At 61.1% G+C, this 20677-nt stretch carries 14 protein-coding genes; 2 read left to right on the top strand and 12 right to left on the bottom strand.

Features of this window, described 5'->3' with window-relative positions; translation table 11 throughout:
* The 6 genes from Q0863_RS16915 to Q0863_RS16940 all read right to left on the bottom strand — a co-directional run.
* Nucleotides 1-3371, bottom strand: a 3371-nt coding sequence (locus Q0863_RS16915) for an NACHT domain-containing protein (protein WP_298581229.1), incomplete at its 3' end; no start/stop codon positions are given.
* A 438-nt stretch (nucleotides 3372-3809) separates the two neighbouring features.
* On the bottom strand, nucleotides 3810-4634 hold the full coding sequence (locus Q0863_RS16920; protein WP_298581231.1) for a hypothetical protein: 825 nt from the start codon (nucleotides 4632-4634) through the stop codon (nucleotides 3810-3812).
* Between the two features lie 342 nt (nucleotides 4635-4976).
* Entirely contained in the window at nucleotides 4977-7934 is a 2958-nt protein-coding gene (locus Q0863_RS16925; RefSeq protein ID WP_298581234.1) for a DEAD/DEAH box helicase family protein, read from the bottom strand.
* Entirely contained in the window at nucleotides 7915-9231 is a 1317-nt protein-coding gene (locus tag Q0863_RS16930; protein ID WP_298581236.1) for a restriction endonuclease subunit S, read from the bottom strand. Before Q0863_RS16930 ends, Q0863_RS16925 begins: the two co-directional genes overlap by 20 nt.
* Nucleotides 9228-11270 (bottom strand): class I SAM-dependent DNA methyltransferase, encoded by a 2043-nt coding sequence (locus Q0863_RS16935; RefSeq protein ID WP_298581239.1) that lies wholly within the window; start codon nucleotides 11268-11270, stop codon nucleotides 9228-9230. Before Q0863_RS16935 ends, Q0863_RS16930 begins: the two co-directional genes overlap by 4 nt.
* A gap of 148 nt (nucleotides 11271-11418) precedes the next feature.
* A complete protein-coding gene (locus tag Q0863_RS16940) occupies nucleotides 11419-12873 on the bottom strand; it encodes a hypothetical protein (RefSeq protein ID WP_298581242.1) in 1455 nt (484 codons plus the stop codon).
* A 171-nt stretch (nucleotides 12874-13044) separates the two neighbouring features.
* Between Q0863_RS16940 and Q0863_RS16945 the strand changes: the two genes are divergently transcribed.
* A complete protein-coding gene (locus tag Q0863_RS16945) occupies nucleotides 13045-13944 on the top strand; it encodes a hypothetical protein (RefSeq protein WP_298581245.1) in 900 nt (299 codons plus the stop codon).
* Nucleotides 13945-14008: 64 nt separating this feature from the next.
* Here the strand turns inward: Q0863_RS16945 and Q0863_RS16950 are convergent, their stop codons facing one another.
* The 3 genes from Q0863_RS16950 to Q0863_RS16960 all read right to left on the bottom strand — a co-directional run bounded on the left by Q0863_RS16950 (nucleotide 14009) and on the right by Q0863_RS16960 (nucleotide 16800).
* Nucleotides 14009-14347, bottom strand: coding sequence for a cyclophilin-like fold protein (locus Q0863_RS16950; RefSeq protein WP_298581248.1), 339 nt, complete (start codon nucleotides 14345-14347; stop codon nucleotides 14009-14011).
* Nucleotides 14348-14533: 186 nt separating this feature from the next.
* Entirely contained in the window at nucleotides 14534-15748 is a 1215-nt protein-coding gene (locus tag Q0863_RS16955; RefSeq protein ID WP_298581251.1) for an MFS transporter, read from the bottom strand.
* Nucleotides 15745-16800: an alpha/beta hydrolase gene (locus Q0863_RS16960; RefSeq protein ID WP_298581254.1), complete on the bottom strand. Its 1056-nt coding sequence runs from the start codon at nucleotides 16798-16800 to the stop codon at nucleotides 15745-15747. The genes Q0863_RS16955 and Q0863_RS16960 overlap by 4 nt, the downstream gene beginning before the upstream one ends.
* A 135-nt stretch (nucleotides 16801-16935) precedes the next feature.
* Between Q0863_RS16960 and Q0863_RS16965 the strand changes: the two genes are divergently transcribed.
* Nucleotides 16936-17823, top strand: coding sequence for a LysR family transcriptional regulator (locus Q0863_RS16965; protein ID WP_032969003.1), 888 nt, complete (start codon nucleotides 16936-16938; stop codon nucleotides 17821-17823).
* A 138-nt stretch (nucleotides 17824-17961) separates the two neighbouring features.
* Here the strand turns inward: Q0863_RS16965 and Q0863_RS16970 are convergent, their stop codons facing one another.
* From Q0863_RS16970 to Q0863_RS16980, 3 genes are all read right to left on the bottom strand, one after another.
* A complete protein-coding gene (locus tag Q0863_RS16970; RefSeq protein WP_298581256.1) occupies nucleotides 17962-19125 on the bottom strand; it encodes an NYN domain-containing protein in 1164 nt (387 codons plus the stop codon).
* 187 nt (nucleotides 19126-19312) lie between these two features.
* Nucleotides 19313-19564, bottom strand: a complete 252-nt coding sequence (locus Q0863_RS16975) for a hypothetical protein (RefSeq protein ID WP_298581258.1) — start codon at nucleotides 19562-19564, stop codon at nucleotides 19313-19315.
* Nucleotides 19561-20496, bottom strand: coding sequence for an SOS response-associated peptidase family protein (locus tag Q0863_RS16980; RefSeq protein WP_298581260.1), 936 nt, complete (start codon nucleotides 20494-20496; stop codon nucleotides 19561-19563). Before Q0863_RS16980 ends, Q0863_RS16975 begins: the two co-directional genes overlap by 4 nt.
* Between the last annotated feature and the right edge of the window lie 181 nt (nucleotides 20497-20677).

Below are 20677 nucleotides of genomic sequence, written 5' to 3' on the forward strand. Positions count from 1 at the left end.
AACTGATCCTCAACCCGACCCGGGGTGCGTGAATCCGGGTGTCGCGCTAATGCGTGAAACTGGGTGTCGTTTGACAGCTGGCCCAATACGGAGGTCTTCTGCTGGACGGAGAATCGTCCGGAGGAAATTAGACCGACGATGGTCTTCGCCTGGTCCTCCGATACTCTGGGTGCATGGTCCAGCAGGATGTGGATACAGCCGATCCCGACGGTACGGACGAGCAAATCAGCTGCGACCTCAGCCCTCCAGTGCACGCCCTCCCGCAAGTGCTTGCGCCACGCATCCAGGAAGTCGGTGACGCTCGCATCCGAAAGGCCCCGGCGCGAGAGGACGGCTTCCTCGATGGGCCGGGTCAGCTGGCGTGCAAGCTCGATGCCCCTGCTGATGTTCTCGCAGTCGCGGGCGCTGAACCTCGCGCCCTGCGGCTTCCTGCCACGTTTCTTGCCGGGGCCGCCGGGCGCAGGCTGAGGCAGCTTCTTCAGAAACGCGAGCAGTTCCGTCTCGGTCGTGACTGCCTTCGCTCGCTTGGTGATCCCCACCTCCCTCGGAAGCAGGTCGTGGTAGGCGACCGGTCTTCCAGCCGACCATGCGCGAATGCAGACGTGGAGGATCGGGTCCCAAGCCCTCGAGGGACCATAACGCTCGCCGTAGTCGTAGGCCGATGGCCGAGCCAGCGGCGCATGGCGGATGATCGCCGCGGCTGCGGCACGCGAGCTGTAGAAGAGTGCTGTCAGCGTCGCCTGTACAACGTGGCTACTGCCCCCTCGCTTGGACTCGGCTGAGAAGCCCTCGTCTTCGTCATCGTCGACGGACACTGGCGCTCCAGTCGTCTTCGCCAGCGCCCTCACTTGCCGCTTACTGAGAGAGCGGGGTCGCGAGAGGAGCCGCAGCTTGAGCGCCTGCGACTTGCATTCGTCGCTTGCGGCGAACGCGACCAGATCCGAGAGCACCGTCGTGCCGTTCGCCTGGTCAAACAGTTCCAGAAGTTGCATGACCCGGCCGCTCGCGGAAAGCGAGAAGCAATCATTCCAGCCAGCGAGATTACGATCGACAACATCGAACTTGCCTGCGGCACAATGCTGGAACAGCACCGCCGCGAAGTCCTTGGCCTCCGGTCCGGCGCGATCGCGATGCGTCTCGTCGTGCGGCTGCGCGGCATACCAGTTGATCCAACGTACCGTGCTCTCGCACTGGATCTCCGCTTCCTCGACGTCACCTGCAAAGCGATGGGCAACCGTCAGCCGTGCACTTCTGGCGCCACGCCATCCCGAGCGATCTGCGAAAAGGCGGCGATAGGAGTCAGCATCCCCCAGCACGATCGCGAGAGCGGGCGAGCTTCGAATGAACTCGTCGCCTCTCAGGTTGGCCGTCGCGGCTTGCGCCAGCCGCATGCTGAGGCCCAGCACCCGGTCGAGGTCATCTTCCGCTACGGCCAATCGAAAGGCCGCGCGAAGGCGTGCGAGCGTCAACCTTCGACGGCCGAATTCCGACTGCACCGTCGCCGGGAAACTGGTGGAATCGGCGAGCGCGAACGCTCGATCGCTGTCTTTGATGACGACCAGGAAATGCGGCAGCGCCTCGGCGGCATAAGCCGATGTCCCCTGCGACGCCAAAAGGCGATCGGCAATGGCCTTCTGGGCTTCCGCTCCATCGGAGTATGTTTCCCGGATGTATGTTTCGGTGGGCTCGTCCCTGAAGATCGCGCCGTGCGAGGTTATCTCGAGCATCGGAGCCAGATCCGATGCGGCGGTACCGACTTGAGCCGCGGACCACCCCAGCGCGTTCGCCAGCTCACCGAGCGGAATCGGCGGAGGAAGCAGCGACAGCGCGACGAAGAACTCGGTTATCTCCGAATCCGGCCATCCTGCAACATGAAGGTCCGAGACGATCTTCGCACAATGCTGGGCGATGATCTCGGGGACCTTTATGAGGGCGGTCGACGCACTGCTGCGGACATTCGTATCCCACGTCTGAATCAGGTAGGCAAGGACGCGTGCATTCCGGCCGGATCGTGCCAGGGCGGTGGCAATCTCGACGCCGGACGCGTCGGGCTTTCGGTTCCTCAGAAATTCCCTGGCCTCCGGATCGGTGAAGGGACCTAGCTCAACCTCATTCACCGTGCTCCGGACAATAACGTCATCCTTGCGGTGCGTGCGTGCCGTAAGCAGCAACTTCACCCCGTCGATCGGATCTTCATCGATGGTCGAGAGAAGAAGCTTCGGGAATGCCTCTTCGTGGCGATGATTGGCTTCGAGTTGGGCGTTGTCGGCCGCATCGATAACAATAAGCAAACCGCGTTTTTCAGATTGGGTTCGGATCGCTGTCGCCGCTTGGGCCAGTCGTTTGCGCGCAGCCTTGACGACTTTGCGACTGTCGTCGCCGCCCGGCAGCATCGGGTCACACAGGGTCCGCGAGGCCAGCTCGTTGACGATCTGCACCAGCCCGATTCGGGGGAGGTGCCTGGAATGATTGTCCGAGCGGTACGAACCACCGCCGAAACAGTCAGAAACGACCACTTCAAATTCGTTCGCCATCCTGGCGGCAAGGCTCTGGACAAACACGGTCTTGCCCACTCCGCCCTCCGCATGCACGAAGACGGGCTGCCCTGAGGCCTTGACCAGGTCATGGACCGCTGGAAGTTCGGATCGCTCGACGACAGCACCCACGTCGATGAAACGGGTGTCGGCCGGAAAGAGGTCCTCCGGGGCGCAATCGAGCGCATCTAGGACATCCTCGCGGCGGATCAGGTTCTTGCCTTGGCCGCTTGGGCCCGCTTTCCTCAAGACGAGGTCCTGAAGCCCGTAAAGGCGACTCTTGGCTTCTGCATCGGCGCCCGCAGACCAGTCGGTGAGTGTTCGCCTGAGCGCGTTGTCTTGGCTCGAAAGACCCTTCTCTCCGGCTCGGAAAACCATCCTCGAGAAGAGACGGCTTGCGTCAGATAAGCCGGCATCAGCACACCACTTCTTGAGATCGCGCACCTGATTGGCTGCATAGCGGTCTGAAGGCGTCGTCCCTTCGATGATGGACGCTATAGCTCCTGAAAGACTGCCTTTGAATTCTGCGTTCGTGACGAAGATAAAAGATGTCTTTTTGTCGACTTCGGCAGCTGAGAAGGCCTTCTCATAGCCGATAATCGTGCTGGAGAACTTTTCGATTGTCTTTTTCAGATAAGAGGCTGTAACCGCCTCCCCACGATGCTTGTACTTGAACTGGACGGTCTCGAGCCGCTCGCAGGTCTGAAAATTGTCTCCGCCGCCGTAGTACAGGACGAGGTCGGCGACATCTTCGGCCCACGTTCCGGGACTCGCAGTCTCCGTCGACGAAATCCCCTCCACAGCGATCGCAAATAGATCATCGCTTGGAAAAACCAATTGTAATGCCCGTCTGGCAGCCCATCTCTCGTGGAAGGTGTGACCTCCGCGGGACGCGCGGACTGACTCCATACTTTCATCACCACTAGGCATGTTCATACTGTGCCAGTATTCAGTTCGACCGTGATTACTATAAGAATTGCCCCAACTCAGGGGCTGTGCTGTCAACGCTCATCTTCCAGCTGCCCTCAGCTAAGCCGCCAGTTCACCATAGTCTGAGCAAGATGCACCCGCACATAAATCTAGCCGAGCCAATAAACTAGCGGCCGTTAGTGATCAGTCTTGGTCAAGGAACTTTCGATATTGCAGAGTCTGATTGCAAGTCTTTAACACGACCTGCCGACACTCCGATCCAACGTCCGCTATGGGTCGGAAGCCGCCCTAGCGCCAGGTCCACTTCCGGCTAGGAGCGGATATCAATTCCCCGGGTCCGTGAGGTCAGGATACTTTCGGCAGGACGTACTTCTCGCGAAGTAGCTCAGCATAGGTGCGCAAGGCAGGAGGCAGGTCAGCCGCTGAGGCCAGCGAGTCGATGACATCCTCGAAGGCTACAGCCCGGACGCGATTCGCGAGCGTGCCATGAAGAATTCCGAGAAACGAGGTCAACTGGCGCCAGATTTTCGTGTTCGCCCTCGGAACCAGGAAAACGAGGTTCGCTCCAGGTTCTCTCGCAACCAGCCACACGTTACGGAACAACTGGTATTGCTTGAAAAACGATTCGGGCTCCAGCCACTCCGGAGCGCATGCACCAGTAAGCGCTGGCCGGTAGATCTGTTCAAGCTTGAATCGATGCCGCTCGTCGTCCTGCGCAGTCCCGAACTCCTGCTCCGACAGCTTCACTTCGCAGTAAGTTCGAATCCCGCCCGATTGCCACGCCACGTCGACATTGGTTCCTTCGTCCACATCGACAATGCACTCCGGCTCCCAAGACGATAGTTCGCCAGTGCAACCCATTGCCGCAAGCAGTTGGGAAGATCCGCCGTTCTCAAAGTAGGGAAAAAATAGGTTGAGCGCGAACGCTTGTGAAGAGTTCAAGTGATGAAAGTAGCGGTGGAGCGAAATGGCTGGGCGAGCTGAAATATACCGCTGAATGTCCGGGCGGTAAGGGGCTAGAAGGTTCAGCCACCCTTGGTCTTTAGGAAGGATGTGCTCGTAACGAAGCTCTTGTCCGCGGTATATGTACGCTCCTGGATCGAACGCGCCGAGGCACCGGGCCTTGTAGCTGGCGAGATGGACGTTGAGCTGCTTGGCATAGTTCGACATGTGTTCCGATCCTTCGATCCGGCAATTGGGTAGCGCCCCGCATAGGGTGGCGCGCAACCAGTACCCGCGCCGCCATGCTCACCTGAACTCTCCCAGAAGACTATATCTCCGCCGAGTTAACAGTGGTGCGAGAGCACCTCGGCTGCGTTGCCCGGACTTTGGACAAGGAAGAGGGGTGGGTGCGGGGGATGACCCGGGTCCGCTTCGGGTCGAGAGGAGCCCTCTCCCCTACCTCCGATAAACATCCCCTATCACAAGACCCACCGTACTTTTCAAGTAATAGGTCATATCTCTAACGCGATGATTCCTAGCGCACTTCACCGGGAATCGTCCTCATCGCCGCTAGACACGACGGTCGGTCGAGACGAACAGGTGATGCTGAATCACCGAGTACGCCATGAAATCAAAGATGCCTCCGGGTTCGAAATACTTGGGGTCACCGATTTCGTCGATTCGATCGCGGCTCACATACGCCGTCTGGATACCCACGTTGACCTGTGTCTTCAGCGGTCCGTCAAGATATATTTGATCTGTTCGATGCGCGGTAACGTCAGCACCGATCACGGCGTCTCCTATCTTTTCATCGAGCACATCGCGAATGACCAGCGCCTCGTCATCACTGATCTGAAACTTCAGGCGTAGCCGCTCGATCATGTCGGCAACCGTCACTTGAGGCGGAGAGCCGCCACCTGCCCTGGGCTTAGGTGACCCCGGGGTTCCAGGTTGTCGTGGCTCAAGGCGCTTCTCACCGAGATCCTCCACCTGGCCGCGGACCACACCAGTGGCCCGGATCCGCTCCATCAGCTCCGACACCGTGCCTTGCTTGATGAGCTGCGGTCCAACGTACTCGGCGAACCTTGCAAAGCGCGCCAGTCCGTCGGGGAACGTGAAGAAGTTCGCCAGGAAGTAATAGCGCTGCACGTAGCGTGTGAGCAGGTTGACGAAATCCCGTCGCGGTTGCCCATCTGCCAAGCGCTCTTCGAACACCTTCTTCAGCTCAGCGACGAGCTGCTGTCGTCCGGCATCGTCCGGGCCTTCGAGACGTCGCACCATTTCGTCGGCGTCCTTCTGCTCGAATACTTCTGCACCGACGATCTCGTCATAGAGCTTGCTCGCGGCATCGGGATCAGGCTCGCCCGGTTCATACGGGCTGCCTTTCCGATACAGGTTGAACGCCTTGAAGATGGCGTCCGCATTGTTGGTGAAGTCGACGACGATGACGTCCTTCTTTCCTTCGTGCTGACGATTGAGCCGCGACACAGTCTGCACGGCATTGCGTCCAGAAATGGGCTTGTCCAGGAACATTCCTGCGAGCATGGGCTGGTCGAAGCCGGTCTGGAATTTATTGGCGACCACCATCAGACGGTAGCTGTCGCCATCAAACCGATCCTCAATGAGTTCGCCGTTGTCCAGCCCGTTAATGTCGTGCTCGCGGACTTCCTTGTTGGTTTCGGGATGGGTGAAATCCGAGAAGGCGTAGAGCACCTTGTAATCCGCGCCACGTTCGCGAAGTTTTTCGCGCAGGATCTCGAAGTAGCGCAACCCTGCCACGCGGGACGTGGCGACAATCATCGCCTTGGCCTTGCCTCCAATGAGGCCCTTCACCCGCTCGTCGAACAGCCGGAGCATGACCTCGGCCTTGTACTGGATCAGTTCCTCGTCCTGAAAAGCCACGGTCTGCAACGCCTTCTGGACGATTCCCGCCGGATACGTGCGACGCTCAGGCTCCGCGATGGCGCAATGCAGGTTGTAGAGTGTCTTGTAGGACAGGACGCTGCCGGCCACATCCACGATGTAGCCCTCCTGAATCGCCTCGGCTTCGGTATAGCGGTCAATTGGCGGGCCAAACAGATCCACAGTGGTCTGCGATGGCGTGGCGGTGAAGGCCACGAACAGTTGGTTGTGGTCGTGCTCGCGAATGGCGGCGGCGATGTCAGTCTCGGCTTTCTCGCCTTCGTCGGCTTCGTCAGCTGCGTCCGGTTCGTCCTTCTGCCGAAACGGCAAACGGATCGCCAGGCCCATTTGGCCTTCCTGGGAGCGGTGTGCCTCGTCGATCAGATAGGCCACGCGCCGGCCACGCAACACCGGATCCTTCTCGATTTCCTTGAGGATCCAGGTGAACTTCTGCTGCGTGGTGACGATGATGCTGCGACGCTCGCGCAGGTACTTCTGCAAGTCGTTCGCCGACTTCGCCAGCCCCACTACATCCTTGAGGTGCTCGAAGTTCTCCAGATCATCGCGGATGTTCTTGTCCAGCGACTTGCGGTCGGTGAGGATCACCGTCATGTCGACCAGCTTGGCGCCTGTAGTCGGGTGGTGCAGGCTGTGCAGGCGCTCGGCCAACCAGCAGATCGACAATGTCTTGCCGCTGCCGGCGGAGTGTTCGACCAGGTACTTGCCACCGGGTTCGCCGGTCTCGATGAAGCGTTGCAGTGCCGCATCTGCCACCTTCCGCACCATCCGTTGCTGGTGGTAGCGCGGGAACAAGGTGAACGCCGGACGGTAAGGCTTGTCCTCGGTCGCGGGGCGCTCGGGCACCCTCACCAGCAGGAAGCTCAGGGCTTCCACCAGATGCGCGGGCGACAGCACTTCTCGGTAGAGATACTCCACCGGATATTCGCTGCTGCCATCCGCCGCAGGCGGGGTGATCGGTTCGTTGCGCAGGCCGGTATTGAACCAGCGGAAGTTGGGCTCACGGCGCGGATCGGTGGCCATCTTCACTTCGGACGTGTGCGCCGCGAGATACAGGAATGGCAAACGGAACACCGGGACGCTGTGATCGCGCTGGACGAACTGCTCGACCGCATCGTGCACGTTCCAGCGTTGCGCACCGGCTTCGTGTTTGAGTTCGATCGCCACGATCGGCAGGCCGTTGAGGAAGATGACCAGATCTACTTCCGCATTGGTCGGACCGAAGTAGTAATGCGGGCGCACCGCGAAGCGGTTCTGTTCGTACTGGCTGTTGGTGGCTTCTGCCGCCGAACGCGGCGTGGGGTAGTACAGGTGCAGGCGGGTGCCACGCACGTCTAGGCCGTGGCGGATGAGCCACCACAACGGATGAGTGCGTAATGCCTCGGCCAAGGCGCGGAACACCTCCCGGCGCGCATCGGCGCCGTAGTCGTCAGCCAGTTTGTTTAGCGCATCCGGTTGCGTAGCCTGCAGGAAGGCCCAAAGCCCGTCGGCATGCCAGCCGTGGTCCGGATCGATATCGGTCTGTTCCAGCGTGGTGTAGCGGTGCTCGCGAACCAGGAAGTCCGCGACGTGTTGCTGAAACAGCAGTTCAGGCGAAAGTGGCGGCATGGGCGACGACCCGATTGACGTCTTCGTCAGAGATGCGGCGCAGGCCGGTGATGCATTCGTGGATCAAGGATTTGCGATAGGCGGTCAGAATTTCAATCTGCGCGCCAATCTTTTCAGCAACCGCTTCGAACCTTGATCCCAATCCCTGTAGATGCTCAGCAATCTCGACTTGTTCTTCCCTTCCCGGAACTCCGACTTTGTACCGCCCAAGATTCTCCATCGTCAGCTTCGGCTGCGCAGCACCAGTGACAGAGAGTGAAAAATCCTGCGACTCAAGTAGATTCACAAAGTAGCAGATGTTCCCGCCATATCGAGGGCTGAGAATGTGTGCGTGATTGTTGACCCAGAACTTTCCGGTTGCCAAGAACGCCAAGGGACGCGAACGAGATAGCAAGTTTGCGCCATCTTCAGCGATAAGAATGTACGTTCCGTCGAAATGATAGTCCTCGACCTTGTCTATCACACCGGATGCGCCGTAATAGTCGTAGACCTTCTCTGTCATCAACCCTCGCTCCGTAGAACTTAGCGGGACACGGATGGTGTTGTGAAACTCCATGACGTCCTTGATGCGGCGGAGATTCCAGTGCGCTGGCATCTCCGGAATCCATGCAACATCCGTAGTCTTTAACCTTACCTTCGGGTTGATTCCAAGCATTACGGCCTTGCGAATACTAGACTTCATGGCAGCGAACAATGAGTCAATTTGTTCCCGCTTCGCCGCCACTGCCGCATCGATGGCGCGGCAGCTTGCATCCAGATAGGCGGCGATGCGTTTTTGCTCGTCCTGCGCAGGAAATGCAATGTGGGTCGACAAGTACGCAACGACATCCAGATTCTGGATTCCCGTTGTCTGCTTCACGGACGGGAAGTTCATATCCGTGTCGTAAAGCGCAGAAAAGGAGTAGTTCAGGAACGAGGATGATGTTGCTGCATCGACATCCATCACCGCCATGAAGTTGGAACAGATGGCTTCACCATCGAGCATACCAACCAGCGCGACACGCCCGACATTCTGCTTTTCGCCTCCACCAGACTTCTCTATAACGAGGGAATCGGGTGTAAGTCGCCGCGTTTCCAGTGACGCTGGGGTGACCGCTCGAATCGTAGGGTCGTCAAGTGAAATGCCGATGCCGTCCATGTCAGCGACACGCACGACGACGACATCGACGAGTTCATCCGCGCTTCCCGCGTCAGCCCCCCAATCCCCACCGACAACGCGGCGAAGGCGGTCACGGATCCGATCCTGAATCCAGCCAGCAGGGAGTGTGTGAGGAAGAAATGCCGGGCTATGGCTCACGCCGTCAACCCCTTCAACAACGCCTCGGCCTGTTCCTCCAGCTTCCAGAACTGCTGCAGTAATTCGTTCGCCGGCGTCGGCGGCTGGTAGCGATAGAAATACTTGTTGGGCAGGATCTCGTAGCCCAGCTGCGCGCTGTCCTGCCAGCGGATAATCGGCTTGGCGATCTCGCGTTGCAGGAACGCGGGGATGTACTTCGCTGGATCACCATCGGCCTCGAAGGCGATGTATTCGTCATCCTTCACGTAATGCCGGTGCGTCCATTCCACAGACTTCACTGCAGCCAGCCCGCCCACATCTTCCAGCAGCGCTTTGAGTTTGCGCGCGGCGCTGTCGTCCGGAGCCAGATCGAGGGTCCGGATTTCTTCGCCTTCACTGGTCTCCACCGTGATGTCGAACGTTAGATCTGAGGCATGGAACTCCTGTTCCTTCTTCAGGTTGGCGGCGGTGAATGCCTTCCCGTAGCGCTCGGTGACCATCGCCGGCTTGTCGTCGGCGCCGGTCTGCCAGAACACCACCTCGACCTTGTGGAAAGCGAAATAGGTAGTAGCGAACAGCTTCACGTTGTCGTCGTCGTAACCGTCCGCCCAGCCGTCGCGGTAGCGGGTTTCGATCCAGCGCCGATGGACATCGGTGATGCGGTTGCGCTTGTTGCCGAAGCTCTTCGGTTCCTTCTCGAACTGCTTGCGGGCGTCGATCAGCATCACCCGGCCCTTGTGGGGCTTCGGCTTCTCGTTGCGCAGTAGCCAGATGTAGGTGTGGATGCCGGTGTTGTAGAACAACTGGTCGGGCAGCATGACGATGGCGTCCAGCCAGTCGTTCTCCAGGATCCAGCGGCGGATCTCGCTCTCGCCGGAACCGCAGTCGCCATTGGACAGCGGCGAGCCATTGAACACGATGGCGATGCGGCTGCCGCCGTCCTTAGCCGGTTTCATTTTGGCAAGCATGGTCTGCAGGAACAGCAGGGCGCCGTCTGTGGTGCGCGGCATGCCGGCCTTGTAGCGGGTCTTCTCCAGCTTGCGGGCCTCGGTCTCGTAGCCGTCCTTGCCGCCCCAAGTAACGCCGAACGGCGGATTGGAGAGCATGAAGTCGAACGAAAATTTGGCCTCGGGAAACTGGTCGCCGGGTTCCTTGCTGCTAGGGCTGTGCGGGATCAGCGAGTTGCCTAGGGTGATCTGGGCCTGCTTGTCGCCCTTGATCAGCAGGTCGGAGCAGGCGATGGCGTAGTTGCCCGGCTGCAGTTCCTGGCCGTACTCGGTCACATACCGATCGACATCGGCGTAATCCTTGTCGTTCTTTGCGCGCTCCAGCAGGTGCTCCTTGGCCACGGACAGCATGCCGCCGGTGCCGCAGGCCGGGTCGTACAGGCTCAGGCTGCGCTTGGGCAGAGGGATGTCGAGCAGCTCCACCATCAGGCGGATCACCTCGCGCGGGGTGAAGTGCTCACCAGCCTCCTCGCCGCTTTGTTCCGAGAAGCGGCGCAGCAGCTCCTCGTAGATGTAGCCCATCTCCAGGTTGGACAGCGTGTCCGGACCGAACGCGCGGTCCTTGTACTGGTTGAGGATGGGCGCCAGGCGATTGAGCTTGACCATCTTGCCGATGGTGGCTCGGAAGTCGAAGTGGTCGACGATGTCCTGGACGTTCTTCGAGAAGCCGTTGATCCAGGCGCGAAAATGATCGTCGAGGCGGGTGTGATCGTTCTCGTAGATCTTCGCCATGGTCCACGGCGACTTGTTGAAGAACGGCGCCTGCTGGGGGTTCTGCTCCAGCGCCTTGACCAGCTTGTCCAGCTCGGCCTGCTTGATGTCCTTGCGGGACTTGCGGAGCTCGGCAGCCTTCGCCTCGCGCCAGGCCAGCAGCACGCATTCCAGCCGACGCAGCACGATCATCGGCAGGATGACGCTCTGGTACTCGTAAGCCTTGAACTTGCCCCTCAGGCGCTCGGCGGACTTCCAGATGTCGTCGGCGAGGTTGTTGAGCTTTGCTTTGTTGATTACATCAGCCATGGAGATCAGCCAGGTCCCGTTCTGTAAGGTCACTATTCGGCGGCTCAAGCCCAGCTCAGGCCGGGCTTTGTATGGGGCGCGAGCGCCTGCACGTCATTCAAAATCAATGACATGGCTCGCAGCTGCAACCCCCGCCTACACCGATTCTAGGTGCCGGGCGCTCAAAGGGCGAGAAGCGGGGCTAATGGTCACCGGGACCGTAGCCCGGATCCACGTGCGCGCCCGGAAGCCAGCCGGTGGCGGGCGGCGGAAGGACTTCGCACTCGCCGCGTGGCGCCGGCAGTTGCCGGATGACTCGGGCGGACTCAAGCCGGTCAACGAAGTCGTTGACTGGGGTGTAGAAGTTCGGAATCCGGGCGTTCTCTTCGTCGGTGAATACCCAGTAGGCCAGCCGCCTCTTGGGAAACCCCGCGCGTTGGGCCTCGGCGCGGTTGGCGTACTGGGTGACGAAGAGCCTGTACAGCGCCTTCTCGTGCTGGAAGCTCCGGCGAACCCAGGCGGCTACGTCCCTCTGGTTGAAGCGGTCACCTGCGGACCGTTTCGCGACGAAGTGGTCATGTGCCAGGAGCTGCCAGAGAACCGGATCCACCCCAAAGATCCAGGCATCCTCATGGGCGCGCAGGCAGGCTGACCGGACCGCAGCCGGAACGGTGTTCAGGAGCTCGCCGACCCGGTCTTCCGCGCTGATCCGGTACTCACGCAGGACCCGGTCGATTCGCTCAGGCGACGTCAGCTCGATTAGATGCTCCAGGTCCTCGGCGTGTTTCTCACGCTTCTGTCGGCGTACGTAGGCCTTACGGCTCTCCTTGTCCTTGGTCTCTTGAACGTCGCGCTCCTGGCGGGCCTGGGCCGCCTTGACCATTTGGTCCCGCAACTGGGCGATCTCCCGGTTCCTCGCCGTAACCTGCTCATCCAGTTCCAGCTTGGAAGCCTGCCACTCCGCAACTGCCTCGGGGCAAGAGATCCAGCTGCGATTAGCGGCGTCATCGAGCACCGCATGCTCGAAGGCAGCCAGGTCGTGGGGAGTGTCCCGGTGCAGCTGGGAAAGGTCGATCTCGACCATCCTCCGGCCCTGTGCCTGGACGCGCGCCGCCTTGATGTCGCCAACGGCATGGGTCACGCGGATCTCGATCAGGAGCTCGCCGACCGCATCCCAGGCAACGACGTCGGGCTGGTAGGTGCCAAACGATCGCTCGATTTCGATGTCGCGCAGCTCCATGTTGCGGGTCGGATGGTCGACCTGGCGCCCCCAATGAAGCCGACCATCTTCGTCCCGGGCATGCGGCGGATTGGGCATGTCGATCAGGTCGCCGGTCCAGGCCGGGATCAGAAGCCGCTGATGATCGGCGATCAGCTGCTTGGCCCGCTCGTGGATCCCGGTTTCGCGACCTGTCTGGCAGCCGGTGTCGGTTAGGTGGGCGAAATGGGGGCGCTTGCGCCGACTCTCCTGGGCCTTGGCGGCCAAGGGAGCATGACACCCCGGGCAGATGCAGCCGCACGCCTTGCCTTTCGGCACCTCGTTCGGGGCCCAGACACGGCCATCCTTCAGGCCAAACGGGACGCGGAACCCGCCGCGCCGCGCCAGCCGGTTGCCCGACGGATTGCGAAGTGAGAACGGCTCTGGGATGGTGTCCATGGTGCTTTCCTTGATCGGAGGGAAAGCAGAAATTCGCCGCAGGCCATGGACGCAAACAGATCTAAACCCGCCCAAACGGGTAATCCACAGGTTGAATCCCTCAAATTGGCGCTTGATTGGCTGGACCGGGAGGGGGGCCAGCAGCGCAACGCCCGGGTCCTCCGGGAGGTCATGGACACGACCCTGACCGCCATCTCGCGGGGTGAAGCGCCCCCTGAAACGGACACCACGACCCTTCGGGCGCTCTTTCAACAGTTGGAAGGAGTGGGCGATGGTCAGCCCAAGGTGTTCCGGGCGGCGGAGCTGGGGAACTGGTGGGAATCGCGACAGGAACAGCTTCGGCAGCGATGCGCGCAGGCTGGCTCTACCCTGACCCCTTACCTCGTGGTCAAAAAGGGGGGCGGCCGTGGCTTGCCCTCTCGACTGTCCTTCGATTTCCGCCCGACGCCCGAGGTGGAGCCTGAGGAGGACGTCACTCCGCCCGAGGCCGATCCGACCCTGATCCGCTACCAGATGGATCCGGCCAAGCCTGCGCTATGGCTCCGGCTGTTGGTGGGCAGCCGGCCCTTCCCGGTGCAGTCCTGGCGCGGCTACGTGCTCATCGGAACCGCGGCCTTGAACATGGCGCTGATCGGACTCGTCTGGTTCTGGCTGTACACCTCATGGAGCCGCGGCCACGCGGTGACCACCGCAACGCTGGCCCAGCTCGGCCTGGTGATGTTGGTGACGGCCGGGCTCTGGTGGTTGTCGCGGCCGGTGTTCCACCTGCCTACACAGCGGGTCACGATGGCCGGGCCATCGTTCCTGGCACTGAGCGAGCTTTACGGTCAGCTTCGCACCATGCCGACAGCAGGTCGAAAGTTGAAGACCCGCGAGTTCGCCGTCGTGCGGCATTGGGGCACGTGCCCAATTTGCTCGGCTGAGGTGGACCTCGACCATGGACGGGCCGCGTTTCCGGACCGGCTGGTTGGTCGCTGCCATGATGCTCCGCTGGAGCATGTGTTCTCGTTTGACCCGGTGCGCCTAGCAGGAAGGCCTCTCGTGCGTGGATCGGAGAGTCTGACTACTTGAACCAGTACCGATTGCAGACCGACGTCGAGTAGCAACGCCAACGGCGGCTTCCGGCCAGAAGCGGTCATTCTGAAAAGGCCACTCGACTACTACGATGGCCAAGCACCCGTCCTAGATCATGGGGATCGTTCACGTGTCCCAGCGGGGTATAGGAATAGGACGAACGGAAGGTCTCGTAGAAGAGGACCACGGTCTTCGAGCCATAGAGCATCAGATCGCCGTTCCGGATCGTGCCGGGATGGCTTGCATCGGTGGGCAATGCTTGCGGCAAGTCGGCGTGTTTCTCGTTGCCGTTGAGCTCGGCCATCTCCAATGTCAAGGGGAGCCGGGCCGCGAATGCCCGCGCGGCATCGGTATCCGCCAACGTGATAGAGAAGCGATGTTCGCCGATGGTCATCCACATGCGGGCTCTCTCCTGTGTGGCAGGTACTTCGATGACCTCTTGAACATTCCCGACAGGTTCCTTTCGCTCACTGGCATTGCAGCCTCCCAGTATCAACAGGCCGAGCACCAGCAGGCTCGCTTGCCGCAACAGCCGCAATGTGGAACGAGCATCGTTAAACGCGAGGGGCCGCCTATTAACCATTGCTCAAGCGGCCCGTCCGGCCGACGCGCGCGACGTCAGCAACGTCAGGAAGGCACCGAGCAGAAGAACCACTGCGCTCGCCACGAACGTGCTTCGGTAGCCGCTGCCGTCGAACAACATCCCGCCCACGGTGGAGCCCAATGCGATCGCCAACTGGATCACGGCGACCATCAGGCCGCCACCGGCTTCGGCATCCTCCTCCGGCATCGCATCCGCGATCCAGCTCCACCAGCCGACGGGTGCCGCAGTGGCCAGAAGTCCCCACAACGCGAAGAGAACTGCAACTGGCCACATCCAAGCACCCAAGGGGATCAACGCGAGCGCGATTGCCGCCATCAGAACAGGAATGACGATCAGGATGCGATACAGCCCCCCCTTGAGGAAGGTGCCAATCATCGCCGTACCGATGAAGCCGGCGATCCCGATCGCGAGCAGGATCAGGGACAGCCTGGACACATCCACGCGAGTCACCGTTTCCAGGAAGGGCCGCACATACGTGAACAGCGTGAACTGCCCCATGAAGAACGCACCGCAGGCGGCCATCCCAAGCACCACGGTGCGACGCTTGAACAGACGGAATACATTGCCGGAGCCGTCGGCGCGCTCGGCGGCCATGGACGGCAAGCTGATCCACTGCCAGATGAAGGCGACGGCAGCCACCGGGATCAGGCAGAAGAAGGCGCCGCGCCAGCCGACCACCGAACCCAAGTGGCTGCCCAGCGGCGCCGCGATCACGGTCGCCAACGCGTTGCCGCCATTGAAGACTGCCAACGCGCGCGGCACCTGCGCGGTCGGCACCAGACGTATCGCGGTGGCGGCCGACATCGACCAGAAACCGCCGATCACCACGCCGATCAGTGCGCGTCCCGCCAGGTAGACGACATAGTTCGGCGCCAGCGCGACCACCGCACCGGACACGGCCATCAGTCCGGTCAGCGCCAGCAGCAGGGTTTTGCGGTTCATGCTGCCGGCCAGCGTGGAAATCGACAGGCTGGTGATCACTGCGAACGCGCCGGAGATGGCGATGCCATAGCCCGCCAGCCCTTCGCTGACGTGCAGGTCGGCGGCCATCGGCGTCAGCAGGCTCACGGGCATGAACTCCGACGCGATCAGCGCGAACACGCACAGCGTCATGGCGAGCACACCGCCCCAGTGGGCGGGGCGCGCCGTGGCCTCGTATTGGCCGGTGACTGCCGGAACGTCCATCAACGTGGTCATTGCGCGGCCAGGTTCTGCCGGAAGAAGGCCGTCAGCTTGTCAAACGGAATCACGTCCACGCGGTCGTACAGGTCCGTGTGGTTCGCGTCCGGGATGATCATCAGCTCCTTCGGCTGCGCCGCGGCCGCGTAGGCGGTTTCGCTGAAGTAGCGCGAGTGGGCCTTTTCGCCATGGATGAATAGGATCGGGCGCGGCGCGATCTCGTTGATGTAAGTCAGCAGCGGCATGTTCATGAACGACAGCGGGTTGGTGACGGTCCACGAGCCGTTCGAATTGACGGACCGCGGATGGAAGCCGCGCGGCGTCTTGTAGTAGTCGTGGTAGTCCACCAGAAATTGCGCTTCGCCGCCTTTCAGCTCGTTCATGGCCGGACCATGCGCGGGAGCGCCTTTCTCCGCGTCCTGCCAACGCTGCCGGCTCAGCTGCTCCAGGGTTTGCGTGCGCTGCTCGAGGGTCACGCTGTCGTTGTAGCCCTTGGACATGACGCGCGTCATGTCGTACATGGTGCTGGTCGCGACGGCCTTGACGCGCTTGTCCACGGCGGCGGCATTGAGCGCCATGCCGCCCCAGCCGCAGATGCCGAGGATGCCGATGCGCTCGCGGTCGACGTTGGCTTGCAGTCCGAGGAAATCGATGGCGGCGCTGAAATCTTCGGTATTGATGTCGGGAGAGGCGACATTGCGCGGCTCACCGCCGCTTTCGCCGGTGTAGGACGGATCGAACGCCAGGGTGACGAAACCGCGTTCGGCCATCGTTTGCGCATACAGGCCGGACGACTGTTCCTTCACCGCGCCGAAGGGGCCACCCACCGCGATCGCCGCCAGCTTGCCGCTGGCGTTCTTCGGCTGGTACAGGTCGGCCGCCAGCGTGATGCCGTAGCGGTTCTTGAACGTTACCTTCCGGTGCTCGACCCGGTCGCTCTTTGGGAACACCTTGTCCCAGTCCTGGGTCAGCGCCATCGTCTTTCCTCCTGAGGTCGGGACGTCTTGGGCGCTGGCGGCAAGGGGTGACAAGGCCAACATCAGCGCGGCGGACAGTGCGAATGCTTTCATTTGAGTCTCCTGGCGGTGGTCGGAAGACCACCATTGCCCGGCCAGTCTGGCGCCGCGTCGCTTCAGCGACTAGGTACTGATTACTGAATGCATCCATTAGCTCTGCTAATTGATGTGTGTGGCACACTGGCTTCCATGGCCAGGAGCAACCTCAACGATTTGCTTGCCTTCGTCACCGTCGCGCGCGAGGGCAGCTTCACGCGTGCTGCCGCCCAATTGGGGGTCACCCAATCGGCCGTTAGCCAGGCGATCAGCGGCCTGGAGGCGCGGATGCAGATCCGCCTGCTTACCCGCACCACGCGCAGCGTGGCGCCAACGCCGGCCGGCGAGCGCCTGATGCGGGCGATTGGACATCGCTTCGACGAAATCGAGGCCGAGCTCGATGCCATTACCGAACTGCGCGAGAAACCCGCCGGGACGGTACGCATCACCTGCGGCGACCACGTGCTGCGCACCACGTTGCTGCCGAAGCTCGCGCCGCTGATGCATCAGTACCCCGACATCCACATCGAGTTCGATGTCTCCTATGGCTTACGGGACATCGTGGCGGATCGTTTCGATGCCGGCGTGCGGATGGGCGAGGAGATCGACAAGGACATGATCGCCGTGCCGATCGGGCCCAGGTTACGCATGGCGGCAGTCGCATCGCCCGCATACTGGGAAAAGCATCCTCCGCCGAAGACGCCACGGGACCTGGTCGCGCATCGCTGCATCAATATCCGGTTCCCGACGCATGGCGGGCTCTACGTGTGGGAGTTCGAGCGGGCTGGTCGGCAGCAGAACGTGCGCGTGGAAGGGCAAGTCATCTTCAACGCCAGCCACCACATCGTCGCGGCCGCGCTGGGTGGCTTGGGCATCGCCTACCTGCCCGAAGACGAGTTCGCGCCGCACCTCGAATCGGGCGAACTCGTACGGGTGCTTGCGCGGTGGTGCCCGCCATTCCCTGGATACCACCTGTATTACCCCAGTCGGAGGCAGCCATCACCTGCGTTCCGGTTGGTGGTCGATGCGCTGCGTGCCTGAGTCCGCTTTGGGTCGAAAGCAGACGTCGCATGGTCATCGCGAGCGCACTGGCCAGCATCTGCTGGAACAACGACGTAATCCGACCGGCGCATGCACAGAGTCTCCGCCTGTCTCCGGGAAACACCTGTCTGGACCTCCCTAATACTCCAGGGTCTTGATCTTGACTTGCCTCATATTGGTCTTGGGGTCATTGCGATACTCAATTTCGCTCCCATCTGGCCGCGTCATGATGATATGAAAGCTGCCGTCATGCAGCGGGGCAAGGTTGACCTTGTAGTCATTTATCGCATTGTGGAAGCTCGCAAGGGCAAGTGCCTCCTTTTCGGTTATCCCGTCTAGCAGACAACACCTACCAATGCCGGGCTTCAGGTGCTCGGTAAGGATTTCAATAGGCCACTCTGGCTTAAATGTCCCGGCAATGTAGTTGTCCCCAAGGCTTGCGATCTCTTTCCCGACGTACGTGCCGGAGAAGAATTTGGCTGCGTCCTTTTGGAAAAACTGAACGTCGAACTTCTCGCACTTCTCTTTCACAGGGATGAAATCCTGATCCGACGAGATGATGCAGAGCACGTCGGCATGCTTCTCGTAAAGCGCCTCCATCGCTCTGATCACGATGCTCGTATCGACACATTTTTCGTCCAAATACTGAAGTCCCTTTGGACCGACACGCCAAGAGAAAAAGCCTTCCGTGTAGCCGCTGCAGCGCGAATCTCCTTTAACCGCGTCGACAAATTCCGAGAAGAATCGGTAATCGCGTTCGAAACTGGGGTGGCGGATCTTTCCGGCTTTCAGAATCCGCAGCTGTTCTCGCGCCTGCGAGCTTCCCTTTCTTTCCTCTTGCCCTAAGGGCCATTCAAGCTCCGCCAAGGGCGGCGTGGCATAGAACACCTCGAAAGCAGGTTCTACATGCAAATACTTGCCATCCTGGATGACCCTTGGCGCTTGCGCCAAGTACGCCTTCCCCTCCACGAACTCAACTTCGATCTCATCATAGACTTCCTGGAGTATCCCGACGCGGTTACCAAGCTTCTGTTTGACGGCTTGTTGGATCTCTACGAAAACGTCATTAATCTGGAGCGCGCCTAGCCTCCCAATAATGGCCCCGGTCTCAATCGGGAAGTTGATTCCAGTTAGCACCTCGTGGAGCCGCAGATAGATGCCTTGAAGGTCAACAAGCGCTAACGCCTTGAACTCGACGACCTCTGCATTTGCGTGCTGGAGAGCAAGGCGAAGTGCGTTCTGCTTCGCCCTTTCAACAACATCTTGCTGCGTGGTGTCCGCGCGCCCTGCGTGTGTTGACATGAGCCAACTTTCCCTTCGATTGTGAGCGCAATTTCGCGGCTCTAGAGCACTTCGCCATATGAGCGGCCAATGCGCAAGTCTAATGCCGCGCGTGGCCCGCATTGGCTTGGCTTGCTCCCATGCTGACAAGAGGCACGTCGGCATTAGCGCTTCCACCTAGCGATGGCGGACGAAGGCTCGGGCGTCGTCAGCAGTCTGAGTCGATCACTTCCGTGTCCAGCTTGCCCTGGTGGGATGCCATGAAGGGATCAAGCGCCAGCCGCAGCTCCCTCATGGCAGCCAAGTCCTGCGGATCGTCTCCCACCTGCCGAACGTCCGGATTCTCGTGACCAAATAGTGCCAGATACTCGTTCCAGAACTGCTCGAATGTGTTGCTCCGGTCGAACGTCTCGATGAACCGGTGCGCCTCGGGTATCCATTCAGACGGGGGCCTGCTCATGCGGCCTCGCGGTGTTCGTAGTACGGGTGTTGTTTGTCGTCCAGGATCGCGTACAGGGTCGGCAGGTTCGACGGGGCGGGGTTGAGCCACGCATCGATATGCTCGGGCTTGATGTTGATGATCGTCCGGTCGTGGCCCGCCGCTGCGACCTCCGGCTCCGGCTCGTCCGTGATCGCAGCGAAGGAGTACAGGTCCGGCTCTTGGCCCTTGGGGTCCGTCCAGTGGGAATACAGGCACGCGATGAACATCGGCTCGCCCGTTCGCGGGGTGAACGCCAAGACGCGGTTCTTGCCGTCCGGCCCCTGCACGTTCTCGTAGAACACGTCGGCGACAATCAGACCATGCGCGCGCCCAAACTGTCCCCGCCAGAACCCTTCCAGGTTGTCCCGGCGGGCGTTGTACGTGCCCGAGAAATCCCGGTCGTAGGAGGTAGGCTTGCCCGCAAGGCGGCACTGGTAGCGCATCGGGCGCATGACGCGCTCCCCGCCCTCCGAAACCAGCACATGGCAGAAGCTGCCCGGGAACATCCGCTGGTCGCTGGCCTTGGGTTCCGTGCGGCGTAGCGCGTCCAGCTTCTCCCGGATTTGCTCCAGCTTGTTGGTCCCGATTCGAACGTCCTCTTGCGCCTTCTTCGTGACCTTGATCAGCAGCTTGCGTTCCGCGTCGGCTACGCGCTTACGCTGGGCGAACAGCTCGCGCTCCAGGTCTGCGGTCTCTTTGGCGTCCCATAGGCGAATCAGCTCGGCAACTTCCTCGGGACCGTCCCGGAGGAATCCGATGTCCATGGCCCGGGGTGTGCGGGGGCGTTTGGCGTAGGGGTCCATACCCTCGTCCAGCCAGTACAGCCGGACGTACTCCTTAACCGTCATCTTCGATCCGGTCACCCGCTGGAATTTCTTGTGTTCGGCGCGGACCTGGGCGGAGTAGCACATGGGGCCTCCAAGGTTCGGAATAGGGCAAGGTTAGCCGGGGTGTCGGGGATTCCCTACACACGGACTCGACCCCGCCTGATAGCCGGGGTCTCGGGGCGGGAGCATCCTGCCCACACCAGCAACGCGCGGCACACGCTGGCTCGGACAGGCCCCTCCCCTGGACCCCTGTCCGGCCGGTCGA

Source organism: uncultured Luteimonas sp. (genome assembly GCF_947492465.1).
Lineage (GTDB): Bacteria > Pseudomonadota > Gammaproteobacteria > Xanthomonadales > Xanthomonadaceae > Luteimonas.